General features: G+C 59.1%; 22 protein-coding genes. 20 read left to right on the top strand and 2 right to left on the bottom strand.

Going from position 1 to position 26142, the window contains the following annotated elements; translation table 11 throughout:
• Positions 1-133 precede the first annotated feature (133 nt).
• From opgB to ACMGGU_RS01125, 8 genes are all read left to right on the top strand, one after another.
• Positions 134-2425, top strand: a complete 2292-nt coding sequence (opgB, locus tag ACMGGU_RS01160; protein ID WP_045907851.1) for a phosphatidylglycerol--membrane-oligosaccharide glycerophosphotransferase — start codon at positions 134-136, stop codon at positions 2423-2425.
• Between the two features lie 180 nt (positions 2426-2605).
• The gene (locus tag ACMGGU_RS01155) at positions 2606-3244 is read left to right on the top strand and encodes an EAL domain-containing protein (RefSeq protein ID WP_111967194.1); all 639 of its coding nucleotides are present in this window, start codon (positions 2606-2608) and stop codon (positions 3242-3244) included.
• Between the two features lie 178 nt (positions 3245-3422).
• Positions 3423-3917, top strand: a complete 495-nt coding sequence (locus tag ACMGGU_RS01150) for a spore coat U domain-containing protein (protein ID WP_063620692.1) — start codon at positions 3423-3425, stop codon at positions 3915-3917.
• A gap of 2 nt (positions 3918-3919) precedes the next feature.
• The gene (locus ACMGGU_RS01145) at positions 3920-6904 is read left to right on the top strand and encodes a fimbria/pilus outer membrane usher protein (protein ID WP_420300193.1); all 2985 of its coding nucleotides are present in this window, start codon (positions 3920-3922) and stop codon (positions 6902-6904) included.
• Positions 6895-7851: a spore coat U domain-containing protein gene (locus ACMGGU_RS01140; RefSeq protein ID WP_063620686.1), complete on the top strand. Its 957-nt coding sequence runs from the start codon at positions 6895-6897 to the stop codon at positions 7849-7851. The genes ACMGGU_RS01145 and ACMGGU_RS01140 overlap by 10 nt, the downstream gene beginning before the upstream one ends.
• Before the next feature lie 126 nt (positions 7852-7977).
• The gene (locus ACMGGU_RS01135) at positions 7978-8718 is read left to right on the top strand and encodes a winged helix-turn-helix domain-containing protein (RefSeq protein ID WP_420300192.1); all 741 of its coding nucleotides are present in this window, start codon (positions 7978-7980) and stop codon (positions 8716-8718) included.
• Position 8719: 1 nt separating this feature from the next.
• On the top strand, positions 8720-9193 hold the full coding sequence (locus tag ACMGGU_RS01130; protein WP_048028616.1) for a hypothetical protein: 474 nt from the start codon (positions 8720-8722) through the stop codon (positions 9191-9193).
• A 29-nt stretch (positions 9194-9222) separates the two neighbouring features.
• Entirely contained in the window at positions 9223-9729 is a 507-nt protein-coding gene (locus ACMGGU_RS01125; RefSeq protein WP_395299778.1) for a GNAT family N-acetyltransferase, read from the top strand.
• A gap of 228 nt (positions 9730-9957) precedes the next feature.
• On the opposite strand, the gene tsr is transcribed toward ACMGGU_RS01125, so the two are convergent.
• The gene (gene tsr, locus ACMGGU_RS01120) at positions 9958-11622 is read right to left on the bottom strand and encodes a methyl-accepting chemotaxis protein (protein WP_069720120.1); all 1665 of its coding nucleotides are present in this window, start codon (positions 11620-11622) and stop codon (positions 9958-9960) included.
• Between the two features lie 83 nt (positions 11623-11705).
• Entirely contained in the window at positions 11706-12146 is a 441-nt protein-coding gene (gene hpaR, locus ACMGGU_RS01115; RefSeq protein WP_045907716.1) for a homoprotocatechuate degradation operon regulator HpaR, read from the bottom strand.
• 270 nt (positions 12147-12416) lie between these two features.
• On the opposite strand from hpaR, the gene hpaG reads away from it, so the two are divergent.
• The 12 genes from hpaG to ACMGGU_RS01055 all read left to right on the top strand — a co-directional run bounded on the left by hpaG (position 12417) and on the right by ACMGGU_RS01055 (position 26080).
• Entirely contained in the window at positions 12417-13694 is a 1278-nt protein-coding gene (gene hpaG / locus ACMGGU_RS01110; protein WP_420300191.1) for a 4-hydroxyphenylacetate degradation bifunctional isomerase/decarboxylase, read from the top strand.
• On the top strand, positions 13691-15157 hold the full coding sequence (hpaE, locus tag ACMGGU_RS01105) for a 5-carboxymethyl-2-hydroxymuconate semialdehyde dehydrogenase (protein WP_048225537.1): 1467 nt from the start codon (positions 13691-13693) through the stop codon (positions 15155-15157). Before hpaG ends, hpaE begins: the two co-directional genes overlap by 4 nt.
• A gap of 2 nt (positions 15158-15159) precedes the next feature.
• On the top strand, positions 15160-16011 hold the full coding sequence (gene hpaD, locus ACMGGU_RS01100) for a 3,4-dihydroxyphenylacetate 2,3-dioxygenase (protein WP_014830538.1): 852 nt from the start codon (positions 15160-15162) through the stop codon (positions 16009-16011).
• 9 nt (positions 16012-16020) lie between these two features.
• Positions 16021-16401: a 5-carboxymethyl-2-hydroxymuconate Delta-isomerase gene (locus ACMGGU_RS01095; protein ID WP_252077604.1), complete on the top strand. Its 381-nt coding sequence runs from the start codon at positions 16021-16023 to the stop codon at positions 16399-16401.
• Between the two features lie 106 nt (positions 16402-16507).
• Positions 16508-17311 (top strand): 2-oxo-hept-4-ene-1,7-dioate hydratase, encoded by an 804-nt coding sequence (gene hpaH, locus ACMGGU_RS01090; RefSeq protein WP_024908290.1) that lies wholly within the window; start codon positions 16508-16510, stop codon positions 17309-17311.
• Positions 17312-17320: 9 nt separating this feature from the next.
• Complete coding sequence (hpaI, locus tag ACMGGU_RS01085) at positions 17321-18118, top strand: 4-hydroxy-2-oxoheptanedioate aldolase (protein ID WP_045907712.1); 798 nt, start codon at positions 17321-17323, stop codon at positions 18116-18118.
• A 21-nt stretch (positions 18119-18139) separates the two neighbouring features.
• The gene (gene hpaX / locus ACMGGU_RS01080) at positions 18140-19492 is read left to right on the top strand and encodes a 4-hydroxyphenylacetate permease (RefSeq protein ID WP_420300190.1); all 1353 of its coding nucleotides are present in this window, start codon (positions 18140-18142) and stop codon (positions 19490-19492) included.
• Complete coding sequence (gene hpaA / locus ACMGGU_RS01075; RefSeq protein ID WP_044597194.1) at positions 19464-20354, top strand: 4-hydroxyphenylacetate catabolism regulatory protein HpaA; 891 nt, start codon at positions 19464-19466, stop codon at positions 20352-20354. The genes hpaX and hpaA overlap by 29 nt, the downstream gene beginning before the upstream one ends.
• 195 nt (positions 20355-20549) lie before the next feature.
• Entirely contained in the window at positions 20550-22112 is a 1563-nt protein-coding gene (hpaB, locus tag ACMGGU_RS01070; protein WP_008501307.1) for a 4-hydroxyphenylacetate 3-monooxygenase, oxygenase component, read from the top strand.
• Between the two features lie 17 nt (positions 22113-22129).
• Complete coding sequence (locus ACMGGU_RS01065) at positions 22130-22639, top strand: 4-hydroxyphenylacetate 3-monooxygenase reductase subunit (RefSeq protein WP_045907710.1); 510 nt, start codon at positions 22130-22132, stop codon at positions 22637-22639.
• 178 nt (positions 22640-22817) lie between these two features.
• Positions 22818-23735, top strand: a complete 918-nt coding sequence (locus ACMGGU_RS01060; RefSeq protein ID WP_420300189.1) for a helix-turn-helix transcriptional regulator — start codon at positions 22818-22820, stop codon at positions 23733-23735.
• A gap of 191 nt (positions 23736-23926) precedes the next feature.
• On the top strand, positions 23927-26080 hold the full coding sequence (locus ACMGGU_RS01055; RefSeq protein WP_420300188.1) for a carbon starvation CstA family protein: 2154 nt from the start codon (positions 23927-23929) through the stop codon (positions 26078-26080).
• The last annotated feature ends 62 nt before the right edge of the window (positions 26081-26142 follow it).

Genomic DNA, 26142 nt, shown 5'->3' with positions numbered 1-26142 from the left:
TCTAAACCAAATCCTAACAACAGCACACTTTCGTGACACTAAAATTGCAGCTTAACGACATCGCAATTACATTGTATGACCCAAAAAATAAACAGTTAGCCAGCGAAGCATCTGGCGTCACGAGGATATGCTGTTGTCTGAATTCCTGTCTCTTATCCTTTTTCTGGCTTCTGTCGGCGTTTACGCCTGGAAAGCCGGCCGTCATACCTGGTGGTTTATCGCCACGCTGGTGGTGCTCGGCATTTTTATTATTTTAAACATTACCTTATACGCCAGCGATTACTTTACCGGTGACGGCATTAACGATGCGGTGCTCTACACGCTGACAAACAGCCTGACGGGCGCGGGGGTCAGCAAGTACATTCTGCCGGGGCTCGGCCTTGTCGTTGCACTGGTCACCATTTTTGGCGCGCTGGCCTGGGTGCTGCGTCGACGTCGCCATCATCCGCACCATCATGGCTACAGCCTGCTGGCGTTATTCCTGGCGCTGGCCTCCGTCGACGCCAGCCCGGCGTTCCATCAGATCACCGAACTGGTGAAATCCCAGTCGCGCGACGGCGATCCGGATTTCGCGGCTTACTACAAAGAGCCGTCGAAAACGATCGCTAATCCGACGCTCAATCTGGTCTATATCTACGGTGAAAGTCTGGAGCGTACGTACTTTGATAACGATGCCTTCCCGGACCTGACGCCAGATCTGGGTGCGCTGAAAAATGAAGGTCTCGATTTCAGCCACACCATGCAGCTGCCCGGTACGGATTACACGATTGCCGGTATGGTTGCCTCCCAGTGTGGTATCCCGCTGTTCGCGCCTTTTGAAGGTAACGCCTCAGCCTCCATGTCGACCTTCTTCCCGCAGAATATTTGCCTCGGCGATATCCTGAAAAACTCCGGCTACGAAAACTATTTTGTGCAGGGAGCAAACCTGCGCTTCGCCGGAAAAGATGTGTTCCTGAAATCCCACGGTTTTGACCACCTGTACGGCTCAGAAGAGTTAAAAACGACGGTTGCCGATCCGAGCTACCGCAACGACTGGGGCTTCTATGACGATACGGTACTCGACGAAACCTGGAAGAAATTCGAGGAGCTGTCCCGCGCGGGCAAGCGTTTCTCTCTCTTTGCGCTGACGGTGGACACTCACCATCCGGACGGGTTTGTCTCGCGCACCTGCAAGCGCAAAAGCTATGACATTGATGGTAAAAACAATAAATCATTTAGCGCCGTCACCTGCAGTCAGGAGCACATTGCCGCGCTGGTCGAGAAAATCAAAGCCTCGCCCTGGTTTAAAAACACCGTCATCGTCGTCTCGTCCGATCACCTGGCGATGAAAAACAGCGCGTGGGACCAGCTCAACAAGCAGGATCGCAGCAATCTGTTCTTCGTCCTGCGCGGCGACCAGCCGCAGCAGGAGGAGATCGCCACCAAACGCAACTCCATGGATAACGGCGCCACCGTGCTGGACATCCTGGGCGGCGACAACTTTATTGGCCTGGGCCGCAGCACGCTGTCGGGGCAATCCCTGTCGGAAGTGTTCCTCAACATGAAGGAAAAAATCCTCGCCTGGAAGCCCGACATCATCCGACTGTGGAACTTCCCGAAAGAGATGAAGGACTTCACCGTCGATCGGGATAAAAACACCATTGCCTTCTCGGGCAGCAACTTCCGCCTGCCGCTGCTGGTACGCGTGTCGGAGGGTCGCGTTGAGCCGCTGCCAGAAAGCGAGTATTCCGCGCCGCTGCGCTATCAGCTGGCCGATTTTGCGCCACGCGATAACTTCGTCTGGGTCGACCGGTGCTACAAAATGGGCCAGCTCTGGTCGCAGCCGCTGGCGCTCTCTACCGACTGGTGCGTTTCTCAGGGCCAGCTCGGCGGCGAGCAAACCGTGCAGCACGTGGATAAGGCAAACTGGAAAGGCAAAACCGCCTTCAACGATACGGTGATTGATACCGCGCGCTATCAGCGTAACGTCGATATGCTGAAAATCGTCGACAACGATATTCGCTACAAAGCGGACAGCTTTATCTTTAACGTGGCTGGCGCGCCGGAAGAAGTGAAGCAGTTTAGCGGCATCTCGCGGCCGGAGTCCTGGGGACGCTGGTCCAACGCGCAGCTGGGCAATGAGGTGAAAATTGAGTACACCCATCCCCTGCCGGAACAGTTCGACCTAGTGATCACCGCCAGGGCCTATGGGCCGAATGCTAACAAGCCCGTCCCCGTGCGCGTGGGCGATCGGGAGCAGACGTTAACGCTTGGAAACGACGTGAGCACGCACACGCTGCATTTTGAGAATCCTTCACGCAGCAATACCCTGGTCATCGTGCCGCCGGACCCGCAGTCCACGAACGAGGGGAATATCCTTGGTCACTCACCGCGTGAGCTCGGGATCGGCATGGTCGAAATCAAAATCATCAGCAAAGCGGGTTAATGCACGTCGCGCCCGGCGTTCTGCCGGGCGCTTATGAAAATAAATAATCCTATATAATTCTTATAAATTAGATAAAAACACTTTATATAAGCCATTTTTATCTATAAATATCCCGCCAAAAACCAAATCCATAAAATGTGCAGCTCCTGAAATCACCACGGAGCGTTACGCACGTTTATCATGCTAACCGGCTATAAGTTCGAATCCATCCGGGCACTGCGCAGTGAAAATGTGATTGCCTGGGAGGTATTGTCCACGGCAAAGCCCAACGTCAATCTTGAAGATTACTTTGGCTCGATGTCGGCGACGCAGCGTAAAGCGCACTTCTTTGCGCAGCTTCGTCACGCCATGTTTTGCAAGGATGGCGACAAGTATTATCTCAATGCGACATCGGATTTACTGCTGGAAACGGACTTCCTCGACAGGCTAAAAGCAGAAACCCCGTGCCCGGAGAGACTTGCTATCGAGATCACCGATCTCCATACGATGGTCCAACTCGACGATACGCAAAGCCGGGTGCTGCAAAAATGCATCGCGACGCTCCATCAGTGGGGGATAGAAGTGTGGGCAGACGATGTCTGCGAAGACCTTCTTCCCGACCTGCTGACCAGCCAGATCCGCTTCTGCGGCATCAAAATTGACAAACATACCTTCTGGAACGGACGGACCGAGCAGGCGAAGTTTCTGCATCTCACCCGCGAGTGCAAGCGCGTCGCCAGCAAGGTCCTGATCGAAGGCATCGAAACCGCGGGTGATTTCGCGCTGGCCCGCGCCAGCGAGGCCGATTACGGCCAGGGCTATCTGTGGGGGAGAAAATGACCCCTTTCATTCCGAATGCTGGCGATCGGGTCATCGTTCTGCGCGGCAACGCCTGCTTATGGCCTTGCCCCACTTTTTGCTGCCACAACCTGGCGGAATGCCATCAAAAACGCTGCCTGCTGGACGCTCAGTCATTCGCTTTGTAATTGCACTGTTACTCACGTCAGGAAATAAGATCATGAAAATTATTCCCACCGCTGTATGTTGTTCCGCTCTCCTGCTTCCTGCTGCTGCGATCGCCGCAGACAGTACCGCAAGCGCGACGATGCACGTCTCACTTGAGGTCGTGAAGTCGTGCACCCTCAAAGCCAACGATCTTAACTTCTCGCGTCACGGCTCCGATGAGTCGAGCGAAATCCAAGCCAAAACGCAGGTCGATATCGTCTGTACCAACGGCACGCCGTTCACCCTCACTGCCACCAGCAACGACGGCGAAAACGGTACCTTCTGGCTGAAGCCGGAAAATGGCGAAACGGGCGCGCAGAAGATTGCGTGGAAGCTCTTTGCTGACGAAGGCAAACAGACGCAAATCACCGGTACGAATGGCCTGGACGATACCGGCAACGGTGCGGAACAGGAGGAAACGCTGTATGGCGTCATTGACGCCGGGGCGCTGACAACCGCCCAGGCAGGGAACTACAGCGACGATATCACGTTAAAACTGGAGTACTGATCGTGCGTCGCTACCTTCCCTGCTTCATTTTGTGGCTCATGATGCTGGCGCTGCTGTCGCGCTACGCGCTGGCCGCCACGCTTCAGGTGGCCCCGGTAACGCTCGATCTGCAGAGCGACCAGCGGGCAGCGGCGGTCTATCTCACTAACAGTGGGAAAGCGGCTATCCATGCGCAGATTCGGGTGTACGAATGGACGCAAAAAAACGGTAAAGATGTGCTGGTGGCCACCGGGGAGGTGGTCAGCAGCCCGGCGATGACATCACTGGCGCCGGGCCAGCAGCAGCTGGTGCGCATTATCGTCATGCAGCCCGGCAACCGTGCGCAGGAGCAAAGTTACCGGCTGGTCATCGACGAACTGCCGGACGCCGCGTCCCGTGCCGCCAACCCCTCCGCGGTACACTTCCTGCTGCGCTACTCGATTCCGGTGTTTATTGCCGGGAGCCAGAGCGCGCCCGTCAGCCACGATGCCCTGAGCTGTGAGCAGGCAGACATACCGGCCACTCTCCGCTGCTTTAACGCCGGAAACCGCCACATCCGCCTGAGCCACCTTGAGGCCCTGACGGCCGATGGGAAAGTTGTAGGGTCGATTAAAGGCCTGGCGGGCTATGTGCTCCGGGACAAACCGCCCTTTTATCGCTCAAGCAGCCCACACGTCACGCGCTCAGCGCGCTGCGCGTCTATCTCAATGATGACCATCATGCCAGCCAGATACCTCTGCGCCCGCTCGCTTCTCGCGCTCCTGTTTTGGCTACCGCTCATGCTGTCAGCCGGGACTGATCCCGCCGACACCGTGCAATGGCTGGCCATTACCGTGAACCACGCCCCGCGAGGCGAACTTTGGGCCTGCCGGGTGGTGGATAATGCGCTATGGATAAGCCGCAGCGACATGAAAAAGCTGGGGCTTCACGCCCCGGAGGATCGCGCCGGGTGGGTTGAGCTGACCTCCCTGCCGGGCCTGAAGGTCAATCTCGACGTGCTGTCCCAGCAGGTTTCAATTACCGCAGAGGCCGACGCGCTCGAAGGCCAGCAGCATCTGACCGTCTCAAAGCCCGCGCCGATGTACCGCTATCCCGATGCGCAGCCCGTCAGCGCCTATACGGTCGGATACGCGCTCTACGCCAGCGACGTACAGGGGAAGCGCCAGCTTAACGCTCAGACCATGCTGACCGCGTCCGGCGGGCTGCCCGGAACGTTCAGCAGCAGTTTTTCAAGCCATGCCGGAGAGGAAAACAGCGCCGGTCGACCGACCCACACGCGTCTCGAAACCCGCTGGCAGTGGGACAACACCGACTCGCTGACCACGCTGGCGCTGGGCGACAGCGTCACCACCGGTACCCGCTGGAGCCGACAGGTGCGCTTTGGCGGGCTGCACTGGGCACGTAACTTTGAGCTCAATCCCCAGCTCAATACCGAACCGCGCAGTCGCTACAGCGACACCGCCGTACTGCCTTCCACGGTCGATCTGTATATCGACGGCCTTAAGCAGAGCAGCCAGCGCGTCACGCCGGGAGACTTTCTGCTGGATACCCTGCCCTCCTTCACCGGAAGCGGGCAGGCGGAGGTGGTGATTACCGATATCAATGGCCAGCGTCGCGCCGTACAGCTCGATCTCTACGGCGCTCCGGGCATGCTGGCGGAAGGGCTCAGCAGCGGTTCGCTGGACATCGGCTGGATGCGCGAAAACTACGCCCTGCACTCCGACGACTATGCCGCCTCGCCGCTGCTGGACGCAGGCTGGCGCTATGGGGTGAATAATCACCTGACGCTGGCGCTGCATACGGAGCAGCAGCGCAGGCTGCGCAACGTGGGCGCGGGCGCTGACTGGCTGGTCTCCCCCGCCGTAGGGGTGCTCAGCCAGCACGTTGCCGTGAGCAACAGCCCTTACGGTCAGGGCGTTCAATGGGGCCTCGGCTGGCAGTGGAACGGCAGAGGAACGGGCATTTCTGCCAGCACCGTCCGTACCGAAGCGGATTTCGCCGACAACGCCCGCATGAGCGGTGCCGCGCCCGTCAGGCGCAGCGACAGCGTGTGGGTAAGCCAGTCCATCCCCCATTTCGGTACCGTGGGCGCGGGCTGGGTACAGCAGAACATTCAGGGCAGCACAGAGCGCTACCTCAACGCCTCCTGGTCGGTGTCGCTGCCGGCACACATCTCCACCACGCTGAGCTACACCCGCTCGTTTACGGATGCGTCGAGTCACGTTCAGCTGCTGTTTTCCGTCCCATTGGGTCGCGAGGACACGCTCTCCGCTCAGGCCAGCCGGGATACGCCGCGCATGGATTACCGCCACCAGCCGGGCGATGAGGCCGGCGGCTGGTCATGGGAGTTGGGCCAGGGCTTTGGCGAACGACGTGAAAAATATGCGGACGTAGGCTATCTGGGCCGCGCGGGCGAATGGCACGTTGGGCTGCAGCAAGGTGCCAGCCAGGGCAACCAGTACGCCTCCGCCGAAGGTAGCCTGACGCTGCTCGACGGCAGCCTGCACGCGCTGCGCTACATCCAGCAGGGCATGGCGCTGGTCTCCACGCACGGTATTGGGCACGTACCGGTGATGCTGGAAAACCGCCCGGCCGGTGAAACGGATGAGGACGGTTATCTCCTGCTGACCGATCTGCCGCGCTACCACAACAGCAAAGTCAGCATTAACCCGCTCGATCTGCCCGCCGATGTGATCGCCCCCGTCACCGACATGCATGCCAGGCCGGGCAACAGCAGCGCGGTCAAAGTCGAGTTTAACGTCCATCACGCCGTCACGGTTCAGGCCCGGCTGGTCGACAGCCGCCGCAGGCCGCTCCCGCTGGGTAGCGTCGTGTCAACGCCGCAGGGTGCCACCATCGTGGGGCGCGACGGCTTTATCTGGCTTGAAGATCCGCCCCTGCCGGGTGAGCTGGTGGTGAAGACCGGTGAGGGGGAGTGCCGGGTCACGCTTCCGGCGCCGCGTACCGCGTCATCTATACAGAATATCGGAGAACAACTGTGTCACTAAGAGCGCCGTTATTATTGCTGCTCGCCCTGTCCGTGAAGGCGATGGCGGCAGCCTGCTGGATTACGTCCATGCCCGCCATTAACTTTGGCAACGTCGTGGCGGGCAATACCACCTCCGTCAACACCGAGGTCAAGTTTAGCTGCCAGGCCGACAACGAGGGCAGGACGGAATATCTCAACGTCTGCCTGAGCAGCGTAGACGCCCCACCCTTCGAGATGATCTCGCCGGGGGATCAGGAGGGGAAACAGTACACCCTCCTCTTCCGCCTGCTGAACGGTGCAGCGCGATCTCAGGAGCTGGGGCCTGCCAGCAGCGGGAACCTGATTCAGCAAACCCTGGCCGCGGAAAGCAATGCCAACGTCAGCGGTACCTTTCCGCTTATCGCGACCATTCCGGCAGGGCAAAGCCAGCTTCCGGCCTACCACTATTACAACTACAACATGAATCTGCGTATCGCCTGGCACAGCGCCCTGCGTCAGGATGCCCTGCAAAACTGCTCGGACGGTTCCGCAGAGGGGGAGCAGGTGCAGGGCGGCACCAGCGCGCAGGCCGAAATCAGCCAGGGGTGCTACATCGAGCGCGTGACGCCCCTTAACTTCGGCACCCTGACCAGCACCGCGACCCTGCATCCGACGCGTTCCACCGCCACCCTCACCACGCGCTGTCCGGCCGGAACCGCGTTCACCCTTGCCATGGGCAAAGGCAACCATGCCAGCGGTAACCAGCGGCAGCTCTGCAACAGCGAGGGCCAGTGCCTGCGCTACGGGCTCTGGCAGGATGAGGCGGCCACGCAACGCTGGGGAGATCAAAGCAGCGGCGATGCGCTGCAGGTCACCAATCCCGCTGGCGGCACCCAGAACTACACCGTTTACGGCGAGGTCCCGGCGCAGCCGCTAACCGGCACCGGGGAATTTATTGATGACGTGATTATCACGCTGACTTATTAAACCACCCAAAATCCTGTCTGGATCAATGTTATCGGTAACAGTGGCGTTAAAATAGCCAGCAATGCAGCCCGGAAGGCGTAGGCCTTCTCTTTTTATTTTTTATCTCTGTTTTTATTACAAGAACTTATGAAATACCTGCTTGCTGACGCCATCGTCTACAACGACGAGGACGGTTCTGTTTCTCTTATCAATGCGCCGGACGATGATGCGCAGCTCCTCACCTGTACGGCCAATACCATCATGAAGCTGCTGGTTCAGCATCATGGGAACGTCGTTGAACGGGAAACCTTTCTCCAGGAAGTCTGGGATCGGCGAGGGCTCCAGGGGTCTAACAACTCCTTAAACCAGTACATCAGCATTCTGCGCAAGATGCTGGCGACCCAGCTTCCCGACGCGCTGTTTATCGTTACCGTACCGAAAACGGGCTTTATGCTCAGCGCCGATGTCACGGTCACTCCGCTGGAGGAGGCTCCGCCGACCGCCGAAACGGCGAAACCTGCATGGCGCGTTCGCCCGGAAAGGCTGTTCTGCGGCGCGCTCACGCTGGTCGTCGTTGCGCTATGCCTCTGGATCGCGCTCATCAAGCCGGAAAATTCACAGCGGGAGATCCATCTGCTGACGCATATTGGCACCTGTCCGGTCTACACCTTTACGCCGCTGGCGGACGTGTTTCACGGGAAGGCGATTGCGCTGGCGCAAACGCTTCAGAAGGACGGCCATCTTCCGTGCCTGAAAAATTCAATTTTCTACATGCACATTCAGAGAACGCTTTTCTACGGCCACGAAGGGCGGCTGGTGCTCTCCCAATGTTCCCTCACGCAGGGTAAAGCCAGCGCCTGTCGTACGCTTTACTATTACGAGTGGTGATATGAGACACAAAAAAGTTTGGCTAATCCTGATCCTCAATCTGCTGCTGCTGGGCACCGTGCTGGCGTGGTACTTTCACACGCCCCCGCTGTCGGTGGCCTGTGACGGAAACCTGACCTTCTCCGACCGGCGCGACAGTCACGATTTCACCTTTGACGGTGAGATCATTATGCGTTTTCATCCCGACAAAACGGGGTACATCACGGTTAACGGCAGCGTGGTGAATGCCCCACGCAGCTGGGAGGTTTCCCGCCAGGAGATGTTTAAATGGCGTCACGTGGAAGGCGAACTGTATGAGATCGTTATTCAAAAAGTGGAGCGTTTTAGCCATGACGCCATGCCGCCCGGGGTCTTTGAAAAATACGTTGCCGGCCTGACGCTGGGCAATAAAAGGCTTCTGACGATCGAGCGCACGCCGGAAGACGCGCTGGTGATCAGCAATTTCTATTCGCCGGTGCTGATCTGCTCGGAATAATGTCGACGGGTCAGGTTATACTTGCCGCCATGACTATTCGCATTCGCCCCACCACCCGTAACGACGTTGCCGCCCTGTCCGCCATTGAACGCGCGGCGGCCGGGCGCTTCCGTGACTTCCCGGCACTCGCCTGGCTTGCCGATGGCGAGGTCATTTCCGCTGAACAACACCTCGGCTATGTCGAACGCGGGCTAAGCTGGCTGGCGCTGGCAAACGACCACCCCGTCGGGTTTATCCTTGCCGAAGCCCATCCGTCATCACTGTTTATTGTCGAACTCTCGGTTGATCTGGACTGGCAGGGAAAAGGGATCGGCAGGCAGCTCATCGCCTGCGTGGCGGACCATGCCCGTAACAGTGGGCTGACAGCGCTGACGCTGACGACGTTCAGGGACGTCCCGTGGAATGCGCCGTTCTATGCCCGGCTGGGGTTTGAAAAAATGACGACGCTGACGCCTGAAATGCGTCAGAAAAGGGAAGAAGAGACAGCGCACGGTTTCGCGTATGAAACGCGCTGCGCCATGCGCCTGCCTCTGTAATATCGCCCGGTGGCGCTGCGCTTACCGGGCCTACAAAACCACGAACCGTAGGCCGGGTAAGGCGTAGCCGCCACCCGGCAAAATCACGAACCGTAGGCCGGGTAAGGCGCAGCCGCCACCCGGCAAAAGCCACGAACCGTAGGCCGGGTAAGGCGCAGCCGCCACCCGGCAAAACCACGAACCGTAGGCCGGGTAAGGCGCAGCCGCCACCCGGCACAACATACGGCGTTAGAAGGTTTCCCAGTTATCACCTGCATCAGCGGTAACCGTTTTACGCGCCATCGCCGGTGCTGCAACGGTTTTCGCAGAAGCGAATTCGCGCGCTTTCATCTGCTCCTGCTGAATGCGGAACACCGCCACGGCCTGCGTCAGACGGCTTGCCTGCTCTTCCAGTGCGGCTGCCGCTGCGGCAGACTCTTCCACCAGCGAGGCGTTCTGCTGGGTCACGCGATCCATCTCTGCCACCGCCAGCCCGACCTGGTCGATACCGCGGCTCTGCTCGTCAGACGCAGAGGCGATTTCGCCCATGATGTCCGTGACGCGGGTGACCGCATTCACGATCTCACCCATGGTTTCACCGGCACTTTCGACCAGCGTTGACCCCACTTCCACGCGACCCACGGAGTCTTCAATCAGGCTCTTGATCTCGCGTGCAGCCTGGGCGCTGCGCTGGGCCAGGTTACGCACTTCACCTGCTACCACCGCAAAACCGCGGCCCTGCTCGCCCGCACGCGCCGCTTCTACCGCCGCGTTCAGTGCCAGGATGTTGGTCTGGAAAGCAATGCCGTCGATCACGCTGATAATGTCGGCAATTTTCTGCGAACTGCCCGCGATATCTCGCATGGTCTGCACCACGTTATCCACCACTTTGCCGCCTTTCTGCGCGGTTTCGGAGGCGCTCAGGGCAAGATGGCTCGCCTGACGGGCGTTCTCGGCGTTCTGTTTAACGGTCGCCGTCAGCTGCTCCATGCTGGCAGCGGTCTCTTCCAGGGAAGCGGCCTGCTGTTCAGTACGGGAGGAGAGGTCGTTGTTGCCCATCGCGATTTCACTCGCGCCGCTGTAGATCGCATTCGCGCCGTTACGCACGTCGCCAACGGTACGCACCAGCTCGCCCTGCATATGGCGCAGCGAGTCGGCCAGTTCACCCATCTCGTTGGTGCCCTGAACTTCAATACGCTTCACCAGGTCACCGCTGGCGATATGGCGAATGTTGTCGATCAGACGATTCAGCGGGGAGATCAGCGTCTGCTTGATGTTCAGCCAGACGGCCACGATCACCACCAGCACGGCAATCAGGACGCTGATCAGCACCCAGATAGCCTGGCTGTAGGAGCTGTTGCTGTCTTCGACCGCCATCTGGTACAGCTTGTCGTTCTGCTGCAGGTAGCTCACGTACTGCTTCTCAAAACCGTCCTGGTAACTCTGGGTCGGCTGGTCGAAGAAGGCGTTGATTTTGCCCGCGCCCAGCAGCTGGATCAGCTCCGCCAGCGCGCCGTGGTAAATATCATAGTTACGCTTGATCTCCATGGCATCCGCATCGCTTTGACGCGGATCGCGCGGCAGGGCTTCGTAGGCAGCCCAGTTTTTTTCCGCCTGTTTCAGAGACACAGAGGCGATTTGCATCAAATCGTTCACGGTCGCGCCGCTGCCGATATTGCTCTGATCCATCATGTAACGGATACCCGCACGGTTCAGGGTATTACGGGTTTGCAGCAACGCTACCCAGCTGGCGTTCAGCGTGGACTGTTGCTGGCGAATGGTTTGCAGGACGGTGAAATTCTCTTTGTCATTCTTCAGAGCATTAAAGAAAAGACCACCGGATGTGAGTTGTAAAAGGCCAAATATCGCTAAAACCAGCATTAAGCTGGTGACAATCTTGATACGGTTTAACATGTTTTCTCTTTCCTCAGACAGATACAGAATTTTCGGCCTGGAAAGGGAAAACTTTACGAAATTCATCCTGGAATTTGTGGTTTTTACTCTTCATCCCGCGCTGCGTTATGACGGTTTCCGAGTTCAATAAACTCTTCCAGCAGCGCCGTCAGCTGTTTCATCTTCTCCGGCGTATATTCCGCCTCAATCTGCTGATACGCCTCCTCCACCTGCGCCTGGGCGTGCTCATACAGCGCATTGCCCTCTTTGGTCAGCGAGACGTACAGCTTGCGCTGGTCGTTCACCGGCTTTAAGCGCAGCACCAGGCCGTCGCGCTCCATACGCGTCAGAATGCCGGTCAGGCTCGGGCGCAGGATGCAGGTGCGAAACGCCAGATCGTGAAAATCCATCGACGGATGTTCAGCCAGCACGCGCACAATACGCCACTGCTGCTCGGTAAGATTATGGCGCTTCACAATCGGGCGGAAGTAGGACATCGCCGCTTCCCGCGCCTGCAGCAGCGCGATGGTTAATGAATCATGCATAGCCTGTTCCCTTCACATCATTAACAAGTAAACAAACACGAAAAGATGTTTTTATAAACAACACGTTTTCTGCCAAAAAGTCTAACAGAAACCCATTAATTTTATTAACCACCTGATTTTACTATGCATAAAAAAGAATATGTGAATTTATTGTTATTCATATCACAAATTTTTCACTTCTGATTGCGAAATAAACAGCAAAAGCATAAAACCAGATCATTAACATATTAATGAAATCCAAACCGGACCTCCGGCCTGAGGAGTATGTGAATGAAAGGTACCGTTTTTGCTGTCGCCCTCAACCATCAAAGCCAGTGCGAAGCCTGGCATGAGGCGTTTGAAAAAGCCCCCTACAACACGCCGCCGAAAACGGCGGTGTGGTTTATCAAACCGCATAACACCGTGATTCGCGCGGGCGAGCCCATTCCGTTCCCGCAGGGGGAAACGGTGCTGAGCGGCGCCACGGTGGCGCTGGTCGTGGGCAAAACCGCCAGCAAGGTGCGCGTGGAGGACGCCGCGGAATATATTGCGGGATACGCGCTCGCCAACGAGGTGAGCCTGCCGGAAGAGAGCTTCTACCGCCCGGCCATCAAGGCCAAATGCCGGGACGGATTCTGCCCGCTTGGCGAACCGGTCGCCGTTGATAACGTGGACAACCTGACCATCATCACCGAGATCAACGGCCGCGAAGCGGACCACTGGAACACCGCCGATCTGCAGCGTAACGCTGCCGAACTGCTGAGCGCCCTGAGCGAGTTCGCCACCCTTAATCCCGGCGATGCGATCCTGCTCGGTACCCCGCACAGCCGCGTTGAGATCCGCCCGGGCGATCGCGTGCGTATTCTGGCAGAGGGGTTTCCGCCGCTGGAAAACCCGGTGGTGGATGAGCGCGACGTCGCTAACACACACCGCACGCCGCCGCATGCCACGCTGTTTGCCCTCGGTCTGAACTATGCCGATCACGCCAGCGAGCTGGACTTCAAGCCGCCCACCGAGCCGCTGGTCTTTATCAAAGCGCCGAACACCTTCAACGGCGACAACCAGACGTCGGTGCGCCCGAACAACGTCGAGTACATGCACTATGAAGCGGAGCTGGTGGTGGTCATCGGCAGAACGGCGCGTAAGGTGAGCGAAGCCGAGGCGATGGACTATGTTGCGGGCTATACGGTCTGCAACGACTACGCCATCCGCGACTACCTGGAAAACTACTACCGCCCGAACCTGCGGGTGAAAAGCCGCGACGGGTTGACCCCCATTTCCCCCAACATCGTGCCAAAAGAAGCCATTCCCGACCCGCACAACCTCGCCCTGCGCACCTTCGTCAACGGCGAGCTGCGCCAGGAAGGCACCACGGCGGATCTGATCTTCAGCATCCCGTACCTGATCGCGTACCTGAGCGACTTTATGACCCTGCAGCCGGGCGACATGATTGCCACCGGCACGCCGAAGGGGCTCTCCGACGTGGTGCCGGGCGATGAGGTGATGGTGGAAGTGGAAGGCGTGGGACGCCTGGTGAACCAAATTGTGAGTGAGGAGACGGCAAAATGAAAAAGATTAACCATTGGATCAACGGTAAAAACGTCGCGGGCAGCGACTATTTCCACACCACTAACCCGGCCTCCGGCGAGGTCCTGGCTGAAGTGGCCTCCGGCGGTGAAGCCGAAATCCATCAGGCCGTTGCCGCCGCCAAAGAGGCGTTTCCGAAGTGGGCCAACCTGCCGATGAAGGAGCGCGCGCGCCTGATGCGTCGTCTGGGCGATCTGATCGACCAGAACGTGCCGGAGATCGCCGCCATGGAAACCGCCGATACCGGGCTGCCGATCCACCAGACCAAAAACGTGCTAATTCCGCGCGCCTCGCACAACTTCGAATTTTTCGCCGAGGTGTGCCAGCAAATGAACGGCAAGACCTACCCGGTTGACGACAAGATGCTCAACTACACCCTGGTGCAGCCGGTGGGCGTCTGCGCGCTGGTGTCGCCGTGGAACGTGCCGTTTATGACCGCCACCTGGAAGGTCGCGCCCTGTCTGGCCTTAGGTAATACCGCGGTGCTGAAGATGTCCGAGCTCTCCCCGCTGACCGCCGACCGTCTGGGCGAACTGGCCCTCGAAGCGGGTATTCCGGCGGGCGTGCTGAACGTCGTTCAGGGCTACGGCGCGACGGCAGGCGATGCGCTGGTGCGGCATCACGACGTGCGCGCCGTCTCTTTCACCGGCGGCACCGCCACCGGGCGCAACATCATGAAAAACGCCGGGCTGAAGAAGTACTCCATGGAGCTGGGCGGCAAATCCCCGGTACTGATTTTTGAAGACGCGGATATCGAGCGCGCGCTGGACGCCGCCCTGTTCACCATCTTCTCCATCAACGGCGAGCGCTGCACCGCGGGCTCGCGCATCTTTATCCAGCAGAGCATCTACCCGGAATTCGTCAAGCGCTTTGCCGAGCGCGCCAACCGCCTGCGCGTGGGCGACCCGACCGATCCAAATACCCAGATTGGCGCGCTGATTAGCCAGCAGCACTGGGAAAAAGTCTCCGGCTATATCCGCCTCGGCATCGAGGAAGGCGCAACCCTGCTGGCGGGCGGCCCGGACAAACCGGTCGATCTGCCTGCACACCTGAAAGGCGGCAACTTTCTGCGCCCGACCGTGCTGGCGGATGTTGATAACCGCATGCGCGTGGCGCAGGAGGAGATCTTCGGGCCGGTGGCCTGCCTGCTGCCGTTCAAGGACGAAGCAGAAGGGCTGCGCCTGGCCAACGACGTGGAGTACGGCCTGGCGTCATACATCTGGACCCAGGACGTGAGCAAGGTACTCCGTCTGGCGCGCAATATCGAAGCGGGCATGGTGTTCGTCAACACCCAGAACGTGCGCGACCTGCGCCAGCCGTTTGGCGGCGTGAAGGCCTCCGGCACCGGCCGCGAGGGGGGTGAGTACAGCTTCGAGGTGTTCGCGGAGATGAAGAACGTCTGCATCTCCATGGGCGACCATCCGATTCCAAAGTGGGGGATCTGAAAATGGGTAAATTAGCGTTAGCGGCAAAAATCACCCACGTGCCGTCGATGTATCTCTCCGAGCTGCCGGGTAAAAACCACGGCTGCCGCCAGGGCGCTATCGACGGACACAAAGAGATCAGCAAGCGCTGCCGGGAGCTGGGCGTCGATACCATTATCGTCTTCGACACCCACTGGCTGGTGAATAGCGCCTACCACATCAACTGTGCGGACCATTTTTCGGGCGTCTACACCAGCAACGAGCTGCCGCACTTTATCCGCGACATGACTTACGACTACGACGGCAACCCGGAACTCGGCCAGCTGATAGCCGACGAGGCGGTGAAGCTTGGCGTGCGCGCCAAAGCGCACAACATTCCGAGCCTGAAGCTCGAGTACGGCACGCTGGTGCCGATGCGCTACATGAACGCGGATAAGCACTTCAAAGTGGTCTCTATTTCGGCGTTTTGCACGGTTCACGACTTCGCCGACAGCCGCAGGCTGGGCGAGGCCATCGTCAGCGCCATTGAAAAATACGACGGCACCGTGGCGGTGCTCGCCAGCGGCTCGCTGTCGCACCGCTTTATCGACGACCAGCGCGCGGAGGAAGGGATGAACAGCTACACCCGCGAGTTCGACCGCCAGATGGACGAGCGCGTCGTGAAGCTGTGGCGCGAGGGTCAGTTCAAAGAATTCTGCAGCATGCTGCCGGAGTACGCCGACTACTGCTACGGCGAGGGCAACATGCACGACACGGTGATGCTGCTGGGCATGCTCGGCTGGGACAAATACGACGGCAAGGTGGAGTTTCTCACCGAGCTGTTCGCCAGCTCCGGCACCGGCCAGGTCAACGCCGTTTTCCCCCTGCCCGCGTAAGGAGCCACCATGCCGCACTTTATTGCTGAATGTACCGACAACATCCGCGAGCAGGCCGACCTGCCGGCGCTGTTCGCCAAAGTGAACGAGGCGCTCGCCGCCACGGGCATCTTCCCGCTCGGCGGTATCCGCAGCCGCGCCCACTGGCTGGACACCTGGCAGATGGCCGACGGAAAACACGATTACGCCTTTGTCCATATGACGTTGAAGATTGGCGCGGGGCGCAGTCTGGAGAGCCGGGAGGCCGTGGGGGAGATGCTGTTTGGGCTTATCAAAGCGCACTTCGCGGCGCTGATGGCGAGCCGCTACCTGGCGCTGTCGTTTGAGCTCGACGAACTGCACCCGACGCTCAATTACAAACAAAACAACGTGCACGCGTTGTTTAAGTAGACATCTTTTCCGCCCGGTGACGCTTCGCTTACCGGGCCTACAACGGCTCGAACGTAGACCGGGTAAGCGCAGCGCCACCCGGCGACAGCCGCATAAAGGATACGCCATGCTCGACAAACATACCCATACCCTGATCGCCCACCGTCTGCATCAGGCGGAACAGTCCCGGGAGCAGATCCGCGCGATCTCGCTGGACTATCCGGAGATTACGATTGAAGACGCCTACGCCGTCCAGCGCGAATGGGTGAGCCTGAAGATCGCCGAAGGCCGCGTGCTGAAGGGCCACAAGATCGGCCTCACCTCTAAAGCGATGCAGGCCAGCTCGCAGATCAGCGAGCCGGACTACGGCGCGCTGCTGGACGACATGTTCTTCCACGACGGCAGCGACATTCCCGTTGATCGCTTTATCGTCCCGCGCATTGAAGTGGAGCTGGCGTTCGTGCTGGCAAAACCGTTGCGCGGCCCGAACTGCACGATCTTCGACGTCTATAACGCCACGGACTACGTCATCCCCGCGCTGGAGCTGATCGACGCCCGCTGCCACAACGTCGACCCGGAGACCCAGCGTCCGCGCAAGGTCTTCGACACCATCTCCGATAACGCCGCCAACGCGGGCGTGATCCTCGGCGGCCGTCCGATTAAGCCCGACGAGCTGGACCTGCGCTGGATCTCCGCCCTGCTCTATCGCAACGGCGTGATCGAAGAGACCGGCGTGGCCGCAGGCGTCCTGAACCACCCGGCCAACGGCGTGGCGTGGCTGGCCAACAAGCTTGCGCCGTACGACGTGCAGCTTGAGCCTGGCCAGATCATTCTCGGCGGCTCGTTTACCCGCCCGGTGCCCGCCAGCAGAGGCGACACCTTCCACGTCGATTACGGCAACATGGGCTCCATCAGCTGCCGCTTTGTCTAGGAGAGCACGATGCAAAACGCATTTAAAGCGGCGCTGAAAGCAGGCCGTCCGCAAATTGGGTTATGGCTGGGACTGACCAGCAGCTACAGCGCCGAGCTGCTGGCCGGAGCAGGCTTCGACTGGCTGCTGATCGACGGCGAGCACGCGCCGAACAGCGTGCAGACCGTCTTAACCCAGCTGCAGGCTATCGCCCCTTATCCGAGCCAGCCGGTGGTCCGCCCGTCGTGGAACGACCCGGTGCAAATCAAACAGCTGCTGGACGTGGGTGCGCAAACCCTGCTGGTGCCGATGGTGCAAAACGCCGACGAAGCGCGTCTGGCGGTACGTGCCACCCGCTACCCGCCTGCGGGCATTCGCGGGGTGGGCAGCGCCCTGGCGCGCGCATCGCGCTGGAACCGCATTCCCGATTACCTGCAGCAGGCCAACGACGCCATGTGCGTGCTGGTGCAGATTGAAACCCGCGAGGCGCTGAAAAATCTGCCGCAGATCCTGGACGTGGAAGGCGTCGACGGCGTGTTTATCGGCCCGGCGGATCTGAGCGCCGACATGGGCTTTGCCGGCAATCCGCAGCACCCGGAAGTGCAGGCCGCCATTGAGCAGGCGATCGCGCAGATACGCGCTGCCGGTAAAGCTCCCGGCATCCTGATGGCGAATGAACCGCTGGCAAAACGCTATCTTGAGCTCGGCGCGCTGTTTGTTGCCGTCGGGGTCGACACTACCCTGCTTGCCCGCGGCGCGGAAGCGCTGGCGGCACGCTTTATCGAAACACCGGTTACGTCAGTTCATAACAATAAATCCGTCTACTAAACGTAAGATCTGGAGCGCACCATGACGACCTCTACCCTGCAAACGCATGATAATAAAGCTGTTGAACACCGCGTCATTCACAAGCTGTTCCGACGCCTGATCGTCTTTCTCTTTATCCTGTTTGTCTTCTCGTTCCTCGATCGCATCAACATCGGCTTCGCCGGGCTGACAATGGGTAAAGATCTGGGCCTCACGTCAACCATGTTTGGCCTGGCCGCGACGCTGTTTTACGTCACCTACGTACTGTGCGGCATCCCGAGCAACATCATGCTGGCGAAGATCGGCGCACGCCGCTGGATCGCCGGGATCATGGTGGTATGGGGTATTGCCTCTACCTGCACCATGTTCGCCACCAGCCCCGAGACTCTCTACGTCCTGCGCATGCTGGTGGGCATTGCCGAAGCCGGTTTCCTGCCGGGTATTCTGGTCTATCTCACCTGGTGGTTCCCGGCCTATCACCGCGCCCGCGCCAACGCGCTGTTTATGATTGCTATGCCGGTCACCATGATGCTCGGCTCGATCCTCTCCGGGTACATTCTGGCGATGGACGGACTGTGGAACCTCAAGGGCTGGCAGTGGCTGTTCCTGCTGGAAGGGCTGCCGTCAGTGGTGCTCGGCGTGGTGACCTGGTTTTACCTCAACGACACGCCGGACCAGGCCACCTGGCTGGATGAGGACGAAAAGCAGGTGCTCAAAACGATGATCGCCCGCGAGCAGGAGGTCGCGATTGCCCAATCCGTCACGCCGCGTTCGACGCTGCGCGAGGTACTGACCCCGGCGGTGCTGCTCTACACGCTGGCCTACTTCTGCCTGACCAATACGCTGAGTGCGATCAACATCTGGACGCCGCAGATCCTGCAAAGCTTCAACACGGGCAGCAGCAACATCGTCATCGGCCTGCTGGCGGCGATCCCGCAGTTCTGCACCATCCTCGGGATGATCTGGTGGAGCCGCCGTTCCGACAGGCTGAAAGAGCGAAAAAAGCACACCATCCTGCCGTACCTGTTCGCCGCGGCGGGATGGATGCTGGCCTCCGCGACGGATCACAGCCTGATCCAGCTGCTTGGCATCATCATGGCCTCAACCGGATCGTTTACCGCCATGGCGATATTCTGGACCACGCCGGATCGGGTTATTAGCCTGCAGTCCCGCGCGGTGGCGCTGGCGGTGATCAACGCCATCGGCAACGTCGGCTCCGCCGTCAGCCCGCTGCTGATTGGGATCCTGCGCGACGCGACCGGCAGCTTCAGCTCGGGGCTGTGGTTTGTGGCCGGGCTGCTGGTGGTTGGCGCGCTGGTGCTGACGCGCATTCCGATGACGCAGCGGGATCAACAGAGGAACGATCATGTGCCAGAACCCTATCGCCAACATTGATATCAGCAAGGAGTACGACGAAAGTCTGGGCACCGACGATGTGCACTACCAGTCGTTCGCCCGCATGGCGGCCTTTTTTGGCCGCGACATGCAGGCGCATCGTCACGACCAGTACTTTCAGATGCACTTTCTCGATACCGGGCAAATTGAGCTCCAGCTCGACGATCACCGCTACTCGGTGCAGGCCCCGCTGTTTGTCCTCACCCCGCCGTCGGTGCCGCACGCGTTTATCACCGAATCCGACAGCGACGGTCACGTGCTGACGGTGCGCGAGGATCTGATCTGGCCGCTGCTGGAGGTGCTCTACCCCGGCACGCGGGAGGCCTTTGGCCTGCCGGGGATCTGCCTCTCGCTTGCCGACAGGCCGGACGAGCTGGCGGCGCTGAAGCACTACTGGCAGCTGATTGCCCGGGAATCCACGGAGCAGCTGCCCGGGCGCGAGCATACCCTGGTCCTGCTGGCGCAGGCGGTGTTTACCCTGCTGCTGCGCAACGCGAAGCTCGACGACCACGCCTCAGGCGGCATGCGCGGCGAGCTGAAGCTGTTCCAGCGCTTTACCCAGCTGATCGACACCCACTACCACCAGCACTGGACGGTGCCGGAATACGCCAGCGAGCTGCACCTGACCGAATCTCGCCTGACCGATATCTGCCGCCGCTTCGCCAACCGCCCGCCAAAACGCCTGATCTTCGACCGCCAGCTGCGGGAGGCCAGGCGCCTGCTGCTCTTCTCCGACAGCACCGTCAGCGAGATTGCCTGGCAGCTGGGGTTCAAAGATCCGGCCTATTTCGCCCGCTTTTTTAACCGCTTAGTGGGATGCTCGCCCAGCGCGTATCGGGCGCAGAAAGTACCGGTTTCCTGAACGCATCACGGTTCGTAGGGCGGGTAAGCGCAGCGCCACCCGCCGAAAAGCCGCACAGATCACAAAACCACATCCCCCCCGAAAAGTACCCGTCGTTGTCCCAAACGTCCCTTCACGTTACGTCCCTCTCAGGCTTCAATTAAACAACAAAAACAAAACATAAATTTAACAACACTATTCCGATACGAGGTCCCTATGAAGCCTGAAGAGTTCCGCGCTGATGCCAAACGTCCGTTAACCGGTGAAGAGTATTTAAAAAGCCTGCAGGACGGGCGTGAGATTTATATCTACGGCGAGCGCGTCAAAGACGTCACCACCCATCCGGCGTTTCGCAATGCGGCGGCCTCCATCGCACAGATGTACGACGCGCTGCACAAGCCGGACATGCAGGACACGCTGTGCTGGGGCACCGACACCGGCAGCGGCGGCTACACCCACAAGTTCTTCCGCGTGGCGAAAAGCGCCGACGACCTGCGCCAGCAGCGCGATGCCATCGCCGAGTGGTCGCGACTGAGCTACGGCTGGATGGGCCGCACGCCGGACTATAAAGCCGCGTTCGGTTGTGCGCTGGGCGCCAACCCGGCCTTCTACGGCCAGTTCGAGCAGAACGCCCGGAACTGGTACACCCGCATTCAGGAAACCGGCCTGTACTTCAACCACGCCATCGTTAACCCGCCGATCGACCGCCACAAGCCAGCGGACGAGGTAAAAGACGTCTACATCAAGCTGGAGAAAGAGACCGACGCCGGGATTATCGTCAGCGGCGCGAAAGTGGTGGCGACCAACTCCGCCCTGACCCACTACAACATGATCGGCTTCGGTTCCGCGCAGGTGATGGGCGAAAACCCGGACTTCGCGCTGATGTTCGTCGCGCCGATGGATGCCGAGGGCGTGAAGCTGATCTCCCGCGCCTCCTACGAGATGGTGGCAGGCGCAACCGGGTCCCCGTACGACTATCCACTCTCCAGCCGCTTTGACGAGAACGATGCCATCCTGGTGATGGATCACGTGCTGATCCCGTGGGAAAACGTGCTGATCTACCGCGATTTCGACCGCTGCCGCCGCTGGACGATGGAAGGCGGCTTTGCGCGAATGTACCCGCTGCAGGCCTGCGTGCGCCTGGCGGTGAAGCTCGACTTCATCACCGCCCTGCTGAAGAAATCCCTGGAGTGCACCGGCACCCTGGAGTTCCGCGGCGTGCAGGCGGATCTCGGCGAAGTGGTGGCCTGGCGCAACATGTTCTGGGCGCTGAGCGACTCCATGTGTTCCGAAGCCACGCCGTGGGTCAACGGCGCGTATCTTCCTGACCACGCGGCGTTGCAGACCTACCGCGTGATGGCCCCGATGGCCTACGCGAAGATCAAGAACATCATCGAGCGTAACGTCACCTCCGGGCTGATCTATCTGCCGTCCAGCGCCCGGGATCTGAACAACCCGCAGATAGACCAGTATCTGGCGAAATACGTGCGCGGCTCCAACGGCATGGATCACGTCGAACGCATCAAGATTTTGAAACTGATGTGGGATGCCATCGGCAGCGAGTTTGGCGGCCGTCACGAGCTGTACGAAATTAATTACTCCGGCAGCCAGGATGAGATCCGCCTGCAGTGTCTGCGCCAGGCGCAGAGCTCCGGCAACATGGACAAGATGATGGCGATGGTCGACCGCTGCATGTCCGAATACGACCAACACGGCTGGACGGTGCCGCACCTGCACAATAACAGCGATATCAACATGCTGGATAAGCTGCTGAAATAGCGCAGCGGGAGGTTTTCATGCAATCAGAACAACGCCTGCGTTTTCGCGACGCGATGGCCAGCCTGTCGGCCGCGGTCAATGTTGTCACCACCGAGGGTGAGGCGGGCCGCTGCGGCATCACCGCCACCGCCGTCTGCTCGGTCACGGACACCCCGCCGTCGGTGATGGTATGCATCAACGCCAACAGCGCCATGAACCCGGTATTCCAGGGCAACGGCAGGCTGTGCGTGAACGTGCTGAACCACGAGCAGGAGATCATGGCTCGCCATTTCGCCGGGATGACCGGTATGACGATGGAGGATCGCTTTGCCCTCTCCTGCTGGCAGAAAGGCCCGCTGGCGCAGCCGGTACTCAAGGGCGCGCTGGCCAGCCTTGAAGGTGAAATAAGCCAGGTACAAACCATCGGCACGCATCTGGTTTATCTTGTTGAAATTAAAAACATCATCCTGAGTGATGCGGGCCATGGCCTGATCTACTTCAGGCGCCGTTTCCACCCGGTCATGCTGGAGACGGAAGCCGCCGTGTGATCTCCCTCGCGCTGGCCCTTTTTTCCGGCCAGCGCCGCTTTCTACAAAAACTCCTAAGGTTTCCGCTAAATCACGCCGTTATATACCCATAAGAGAAATTTTCTGTGCCTGAATACTGACAGGTTGTGTCAGTGCACCCGCATCATTCAGCGCATGCCTATATATACAGGATGACCTTATGGCTAAAACGACGCGGAGCCGCTCGGCTGAACGTCTGGTCGATATTCTCCTTGAGCTACATTTAAACGGTGTGGTAAACCGCAGTGCGCTAATGGAGAAATTTAAAATTACCGAGCGCACCGTCTATCGGGATTTAAATGCACTCTCTCCCATTGTTGAACATACCGGTAACGGGCTATATCGTCTGATTCATTCTGCACAATCGCCCGGCGGACAAGGATTGCACCACACTCTGGCTAACTTTCTGAATGCCGACAGCTTTTTCCCTGAAAGAAATACGGAATTCTGGCAAAAGCTTGAGACGCGCGTAGACGAAAACCATATTCTTATTCTTGGTAATGAAGCGGAACACACATTAGAACGCGATATTCGCCGTCATTTAACGAAAGTCGAGAAATCGATTAAAAACCATAATGTTTGCCAGATCGTTTATAAGGGCAAAACCCGCCTGATTAATCCCTATAAACTCATTAACAAAAAAAATATATGGTATTTACAAGCCACCGAAAATAGCCGACTGAAATCCTTCTCATTGAGCCAGATTAGCTGGTTTGATATTCAGAAAACGACCTTCACTCCCGAAGAAAATGTCCTTGATCTGCTGGAAAAAAGCCTTGATCCCTGGGTTTCCGAAGATACTTTCGCGGTGAAAATATTCATTAAAGATAATATTTCACATTACTTCCTGCGCCGCGATCTTCTGCCGGAACAGGAGCTGCTGGAGGAGCAACAGGGCGGCGTCACGCTGCGCTGCCAGGCGGCCCACGAGAACCAGATCCTGCCGCTGCTGTTCTACTGGCTGCCTCATATTCAGATACTGGAACCGAGCTGGCTGAAGGAGAAGCTCATCAGGACGCTGGAAAGCTATCTGGCCGTGGAGCGTACCCCGAATAATCAAGTGATCTCAATCACATAATTTCGCCCCCTGGCGGCGAGCCGGAACCGCTCGTCGCCCCCTTTGACCGCTCACCTGTCACTTTCAACCACTCATTCATTTACCGTCCTTTACGCGCGCGTTGATCTGGCACGATCGCTCCAGCATTAATCAATACCTCCTCACAACGAACCCTGACCCTTTTTTCTTTACATAAAAAACCAGGTCTTACTATGGATACTAAAAAACTACTGAAGCACGTGCCCTGGGCCTTACTCGGGATCCTCGGCGCTTTTTGTCTGGCGGTTGTCGCATTACGCCGGGGCGAACACGTAAGCGCCCTGTGGATCGTGGTCGCGTCGGTTTCCGTCTATCTTGTGGCTTATCGCTACTACAGCTTATACATCGCGCAGAAGGTCATGAAGCTCGACCCGACGCGTGCCACCCCGGCGGTCATTAACAATGACGGCCTGAACTACGTGCCAACCAACCGCTACGTGCTGTTTGGTCACCACTTTGCCGCTATCGCCGGTGCGGGCCCGCTGGTCGGCCCGGTACTGGCCGCGCAGATGGGCTACCTGCCGGGTACGCTCTGGCTGCTGGCGGGCGTGGTGCTGGCGGGTGCGGTGCAGGACTTTATGGTGCTGTTTATCTCTTCTCGCCGTAACGGCGCCTCTCTGGGTGAGATGGTCAAAGAGGAGATGGGCCGCGTGCCGGGGACTATCGCCCTGTTCGGCTGCTTCCTGATCATGATCATCATCCTTGCGGTGCTGGCCCTGATCGTGGTGAAAGCGCTGGCCGAAAGCCCGTGGGGTGTCTTCACCGTCTGCTCTACCGTACCGATTGCGCTGTTCATGGGGATCTACATGCGATTCCTGCGTCCGGGACGCGTGGGCGAAGTGTCGGTGATTGGTATCGTGCTGCTGGTCGCCTCCATCTACTTCGGCGGCGTGATTGCGCACGACCCGTACTGGGGCCCGGCGCTGACCTTCAAGGACACCACCATCACCTTCGCGCTGATTGGCTATGCGTTTATCTCCGCGCTGCTGCCGGTCTGGCTGATTCTGGCCCCGCGTGACTACCTGGCCACCTTCCTTAAAATCGGCGTTATCGTTGGTCTGGCGATCGGCATCCTGCTGATCAACCCGGATCTGAAAATGCCTGCGGTAACGCAGTACATCGACGGTACCGGTCCACTGTGGAAAGGCGCCCTGTTCCCGTTCCTGTTCATCACCATTGCCTGCGGTGCGGTCTCCGGCTTCCACGCCCTGATCTCCTCCGGTACCACGCCTAAGCTGCTGGCGAACGAGAAAGACGCACGTCTGATCGGCTACGGCGCGATGCTGATGGAGTCCTTCGTGGCGATCATGGCGCTGGTTGCCGCGTCCATCATCGAACCGGGTCTGTACTTTGCGATGAACACCCCACCGGCGGGTCTCGGCATTACTATGCCTAACCTGCATGAGATGGGCGGCGACAACGCGGCGCTGATTATGGCGCAGTTGAAAGACGCCAGCGCACACGCGGCGGCGGCCGTCAGCTCCTGGGGCTTCGTGATTTCGCCTGAGCAGATCATGCAGACCGCGAAGGACATCGGCGAACCGTCCGTGCTGAACCGCGCAGGTGGCGCACCGACGCTGGCTGTCGGTATCGCACACGTGTTCCACAAAGTGCTGCCGTGGGCGGACATGGGCTTCTGGTACCACTTCGGTATTCTGTTCGAAGCGCTGTTCATCCTGACCGCGCTGGACGCCGGTACCCGTGCGGGCCGCTTCATGCTGCAGGACCTGCTCGGTAACTTCGTGCCGTTCCTGAAGAAAACCGACTCTCTGGTGGCGGGCATTCTGGGTACGGCGGGCTGCGTCGGCCTCTGGGGCTACCTGCTGTATCAGGGCGTTGTCGACCCGCTTGGCGGCGTGAAGAGCCTGTGGCCACTGTTCGGTATCTCTAACCAGATGCTGGCTGCCGTGGCGCTGGTGCTCGGCACCGTGGTCCTGGTGAAGATGAAGCGCACCAAATACATCTGGGTCACCGTGGTGCCTGCGCTGTGGCTGCTGCTCTGCACCACCTGGGCGCTTGGCCTGAAGCTGTTCAGCGCCAACCCGCAGCTGGAAGGCTTCTTCTTCATGGCTAACCAGTACAAAGAGAAGATTGCTGCAGGCGGCGCAGACCTGACTGCCCAGCAGATTGCCAACATGAACCATATCGTGGTGAACAACTACACCAACGCGGGTCTGAGCATTCTGTTCCTGGTGGTGGTGTACAGCATTATCTTCTACGGCATCAAAACCTGGTTGAAAGTGCGTAACGCTGAAGGCCGTACGGATAAAGAAACCCCGTACGTGCCGGTGCCGGAAGGCGGCGTGAAGACCTCTTCACACCACTAAAACAATGGCGGGTGGCGCTGCGCTGACCCGCCCTACAACGGTACTGTAGGCCCGGATCGCTG

The organism is Enterobacter sp. BNK-8, from assembly GCF_048685095.1.
Classification (GTDB): domain Bacteria; phylum Pseudomonadota; class Gammaproteobacteria; order Enterobacterales; family Enterobacteriaceae; genus Enterobacter; species Enterobacter quasiroggenkampii.
Note: the sequence above shows the minus strand (reverse complement) of the source record. Positions and strands in the feature narration are given on the sequence as shown.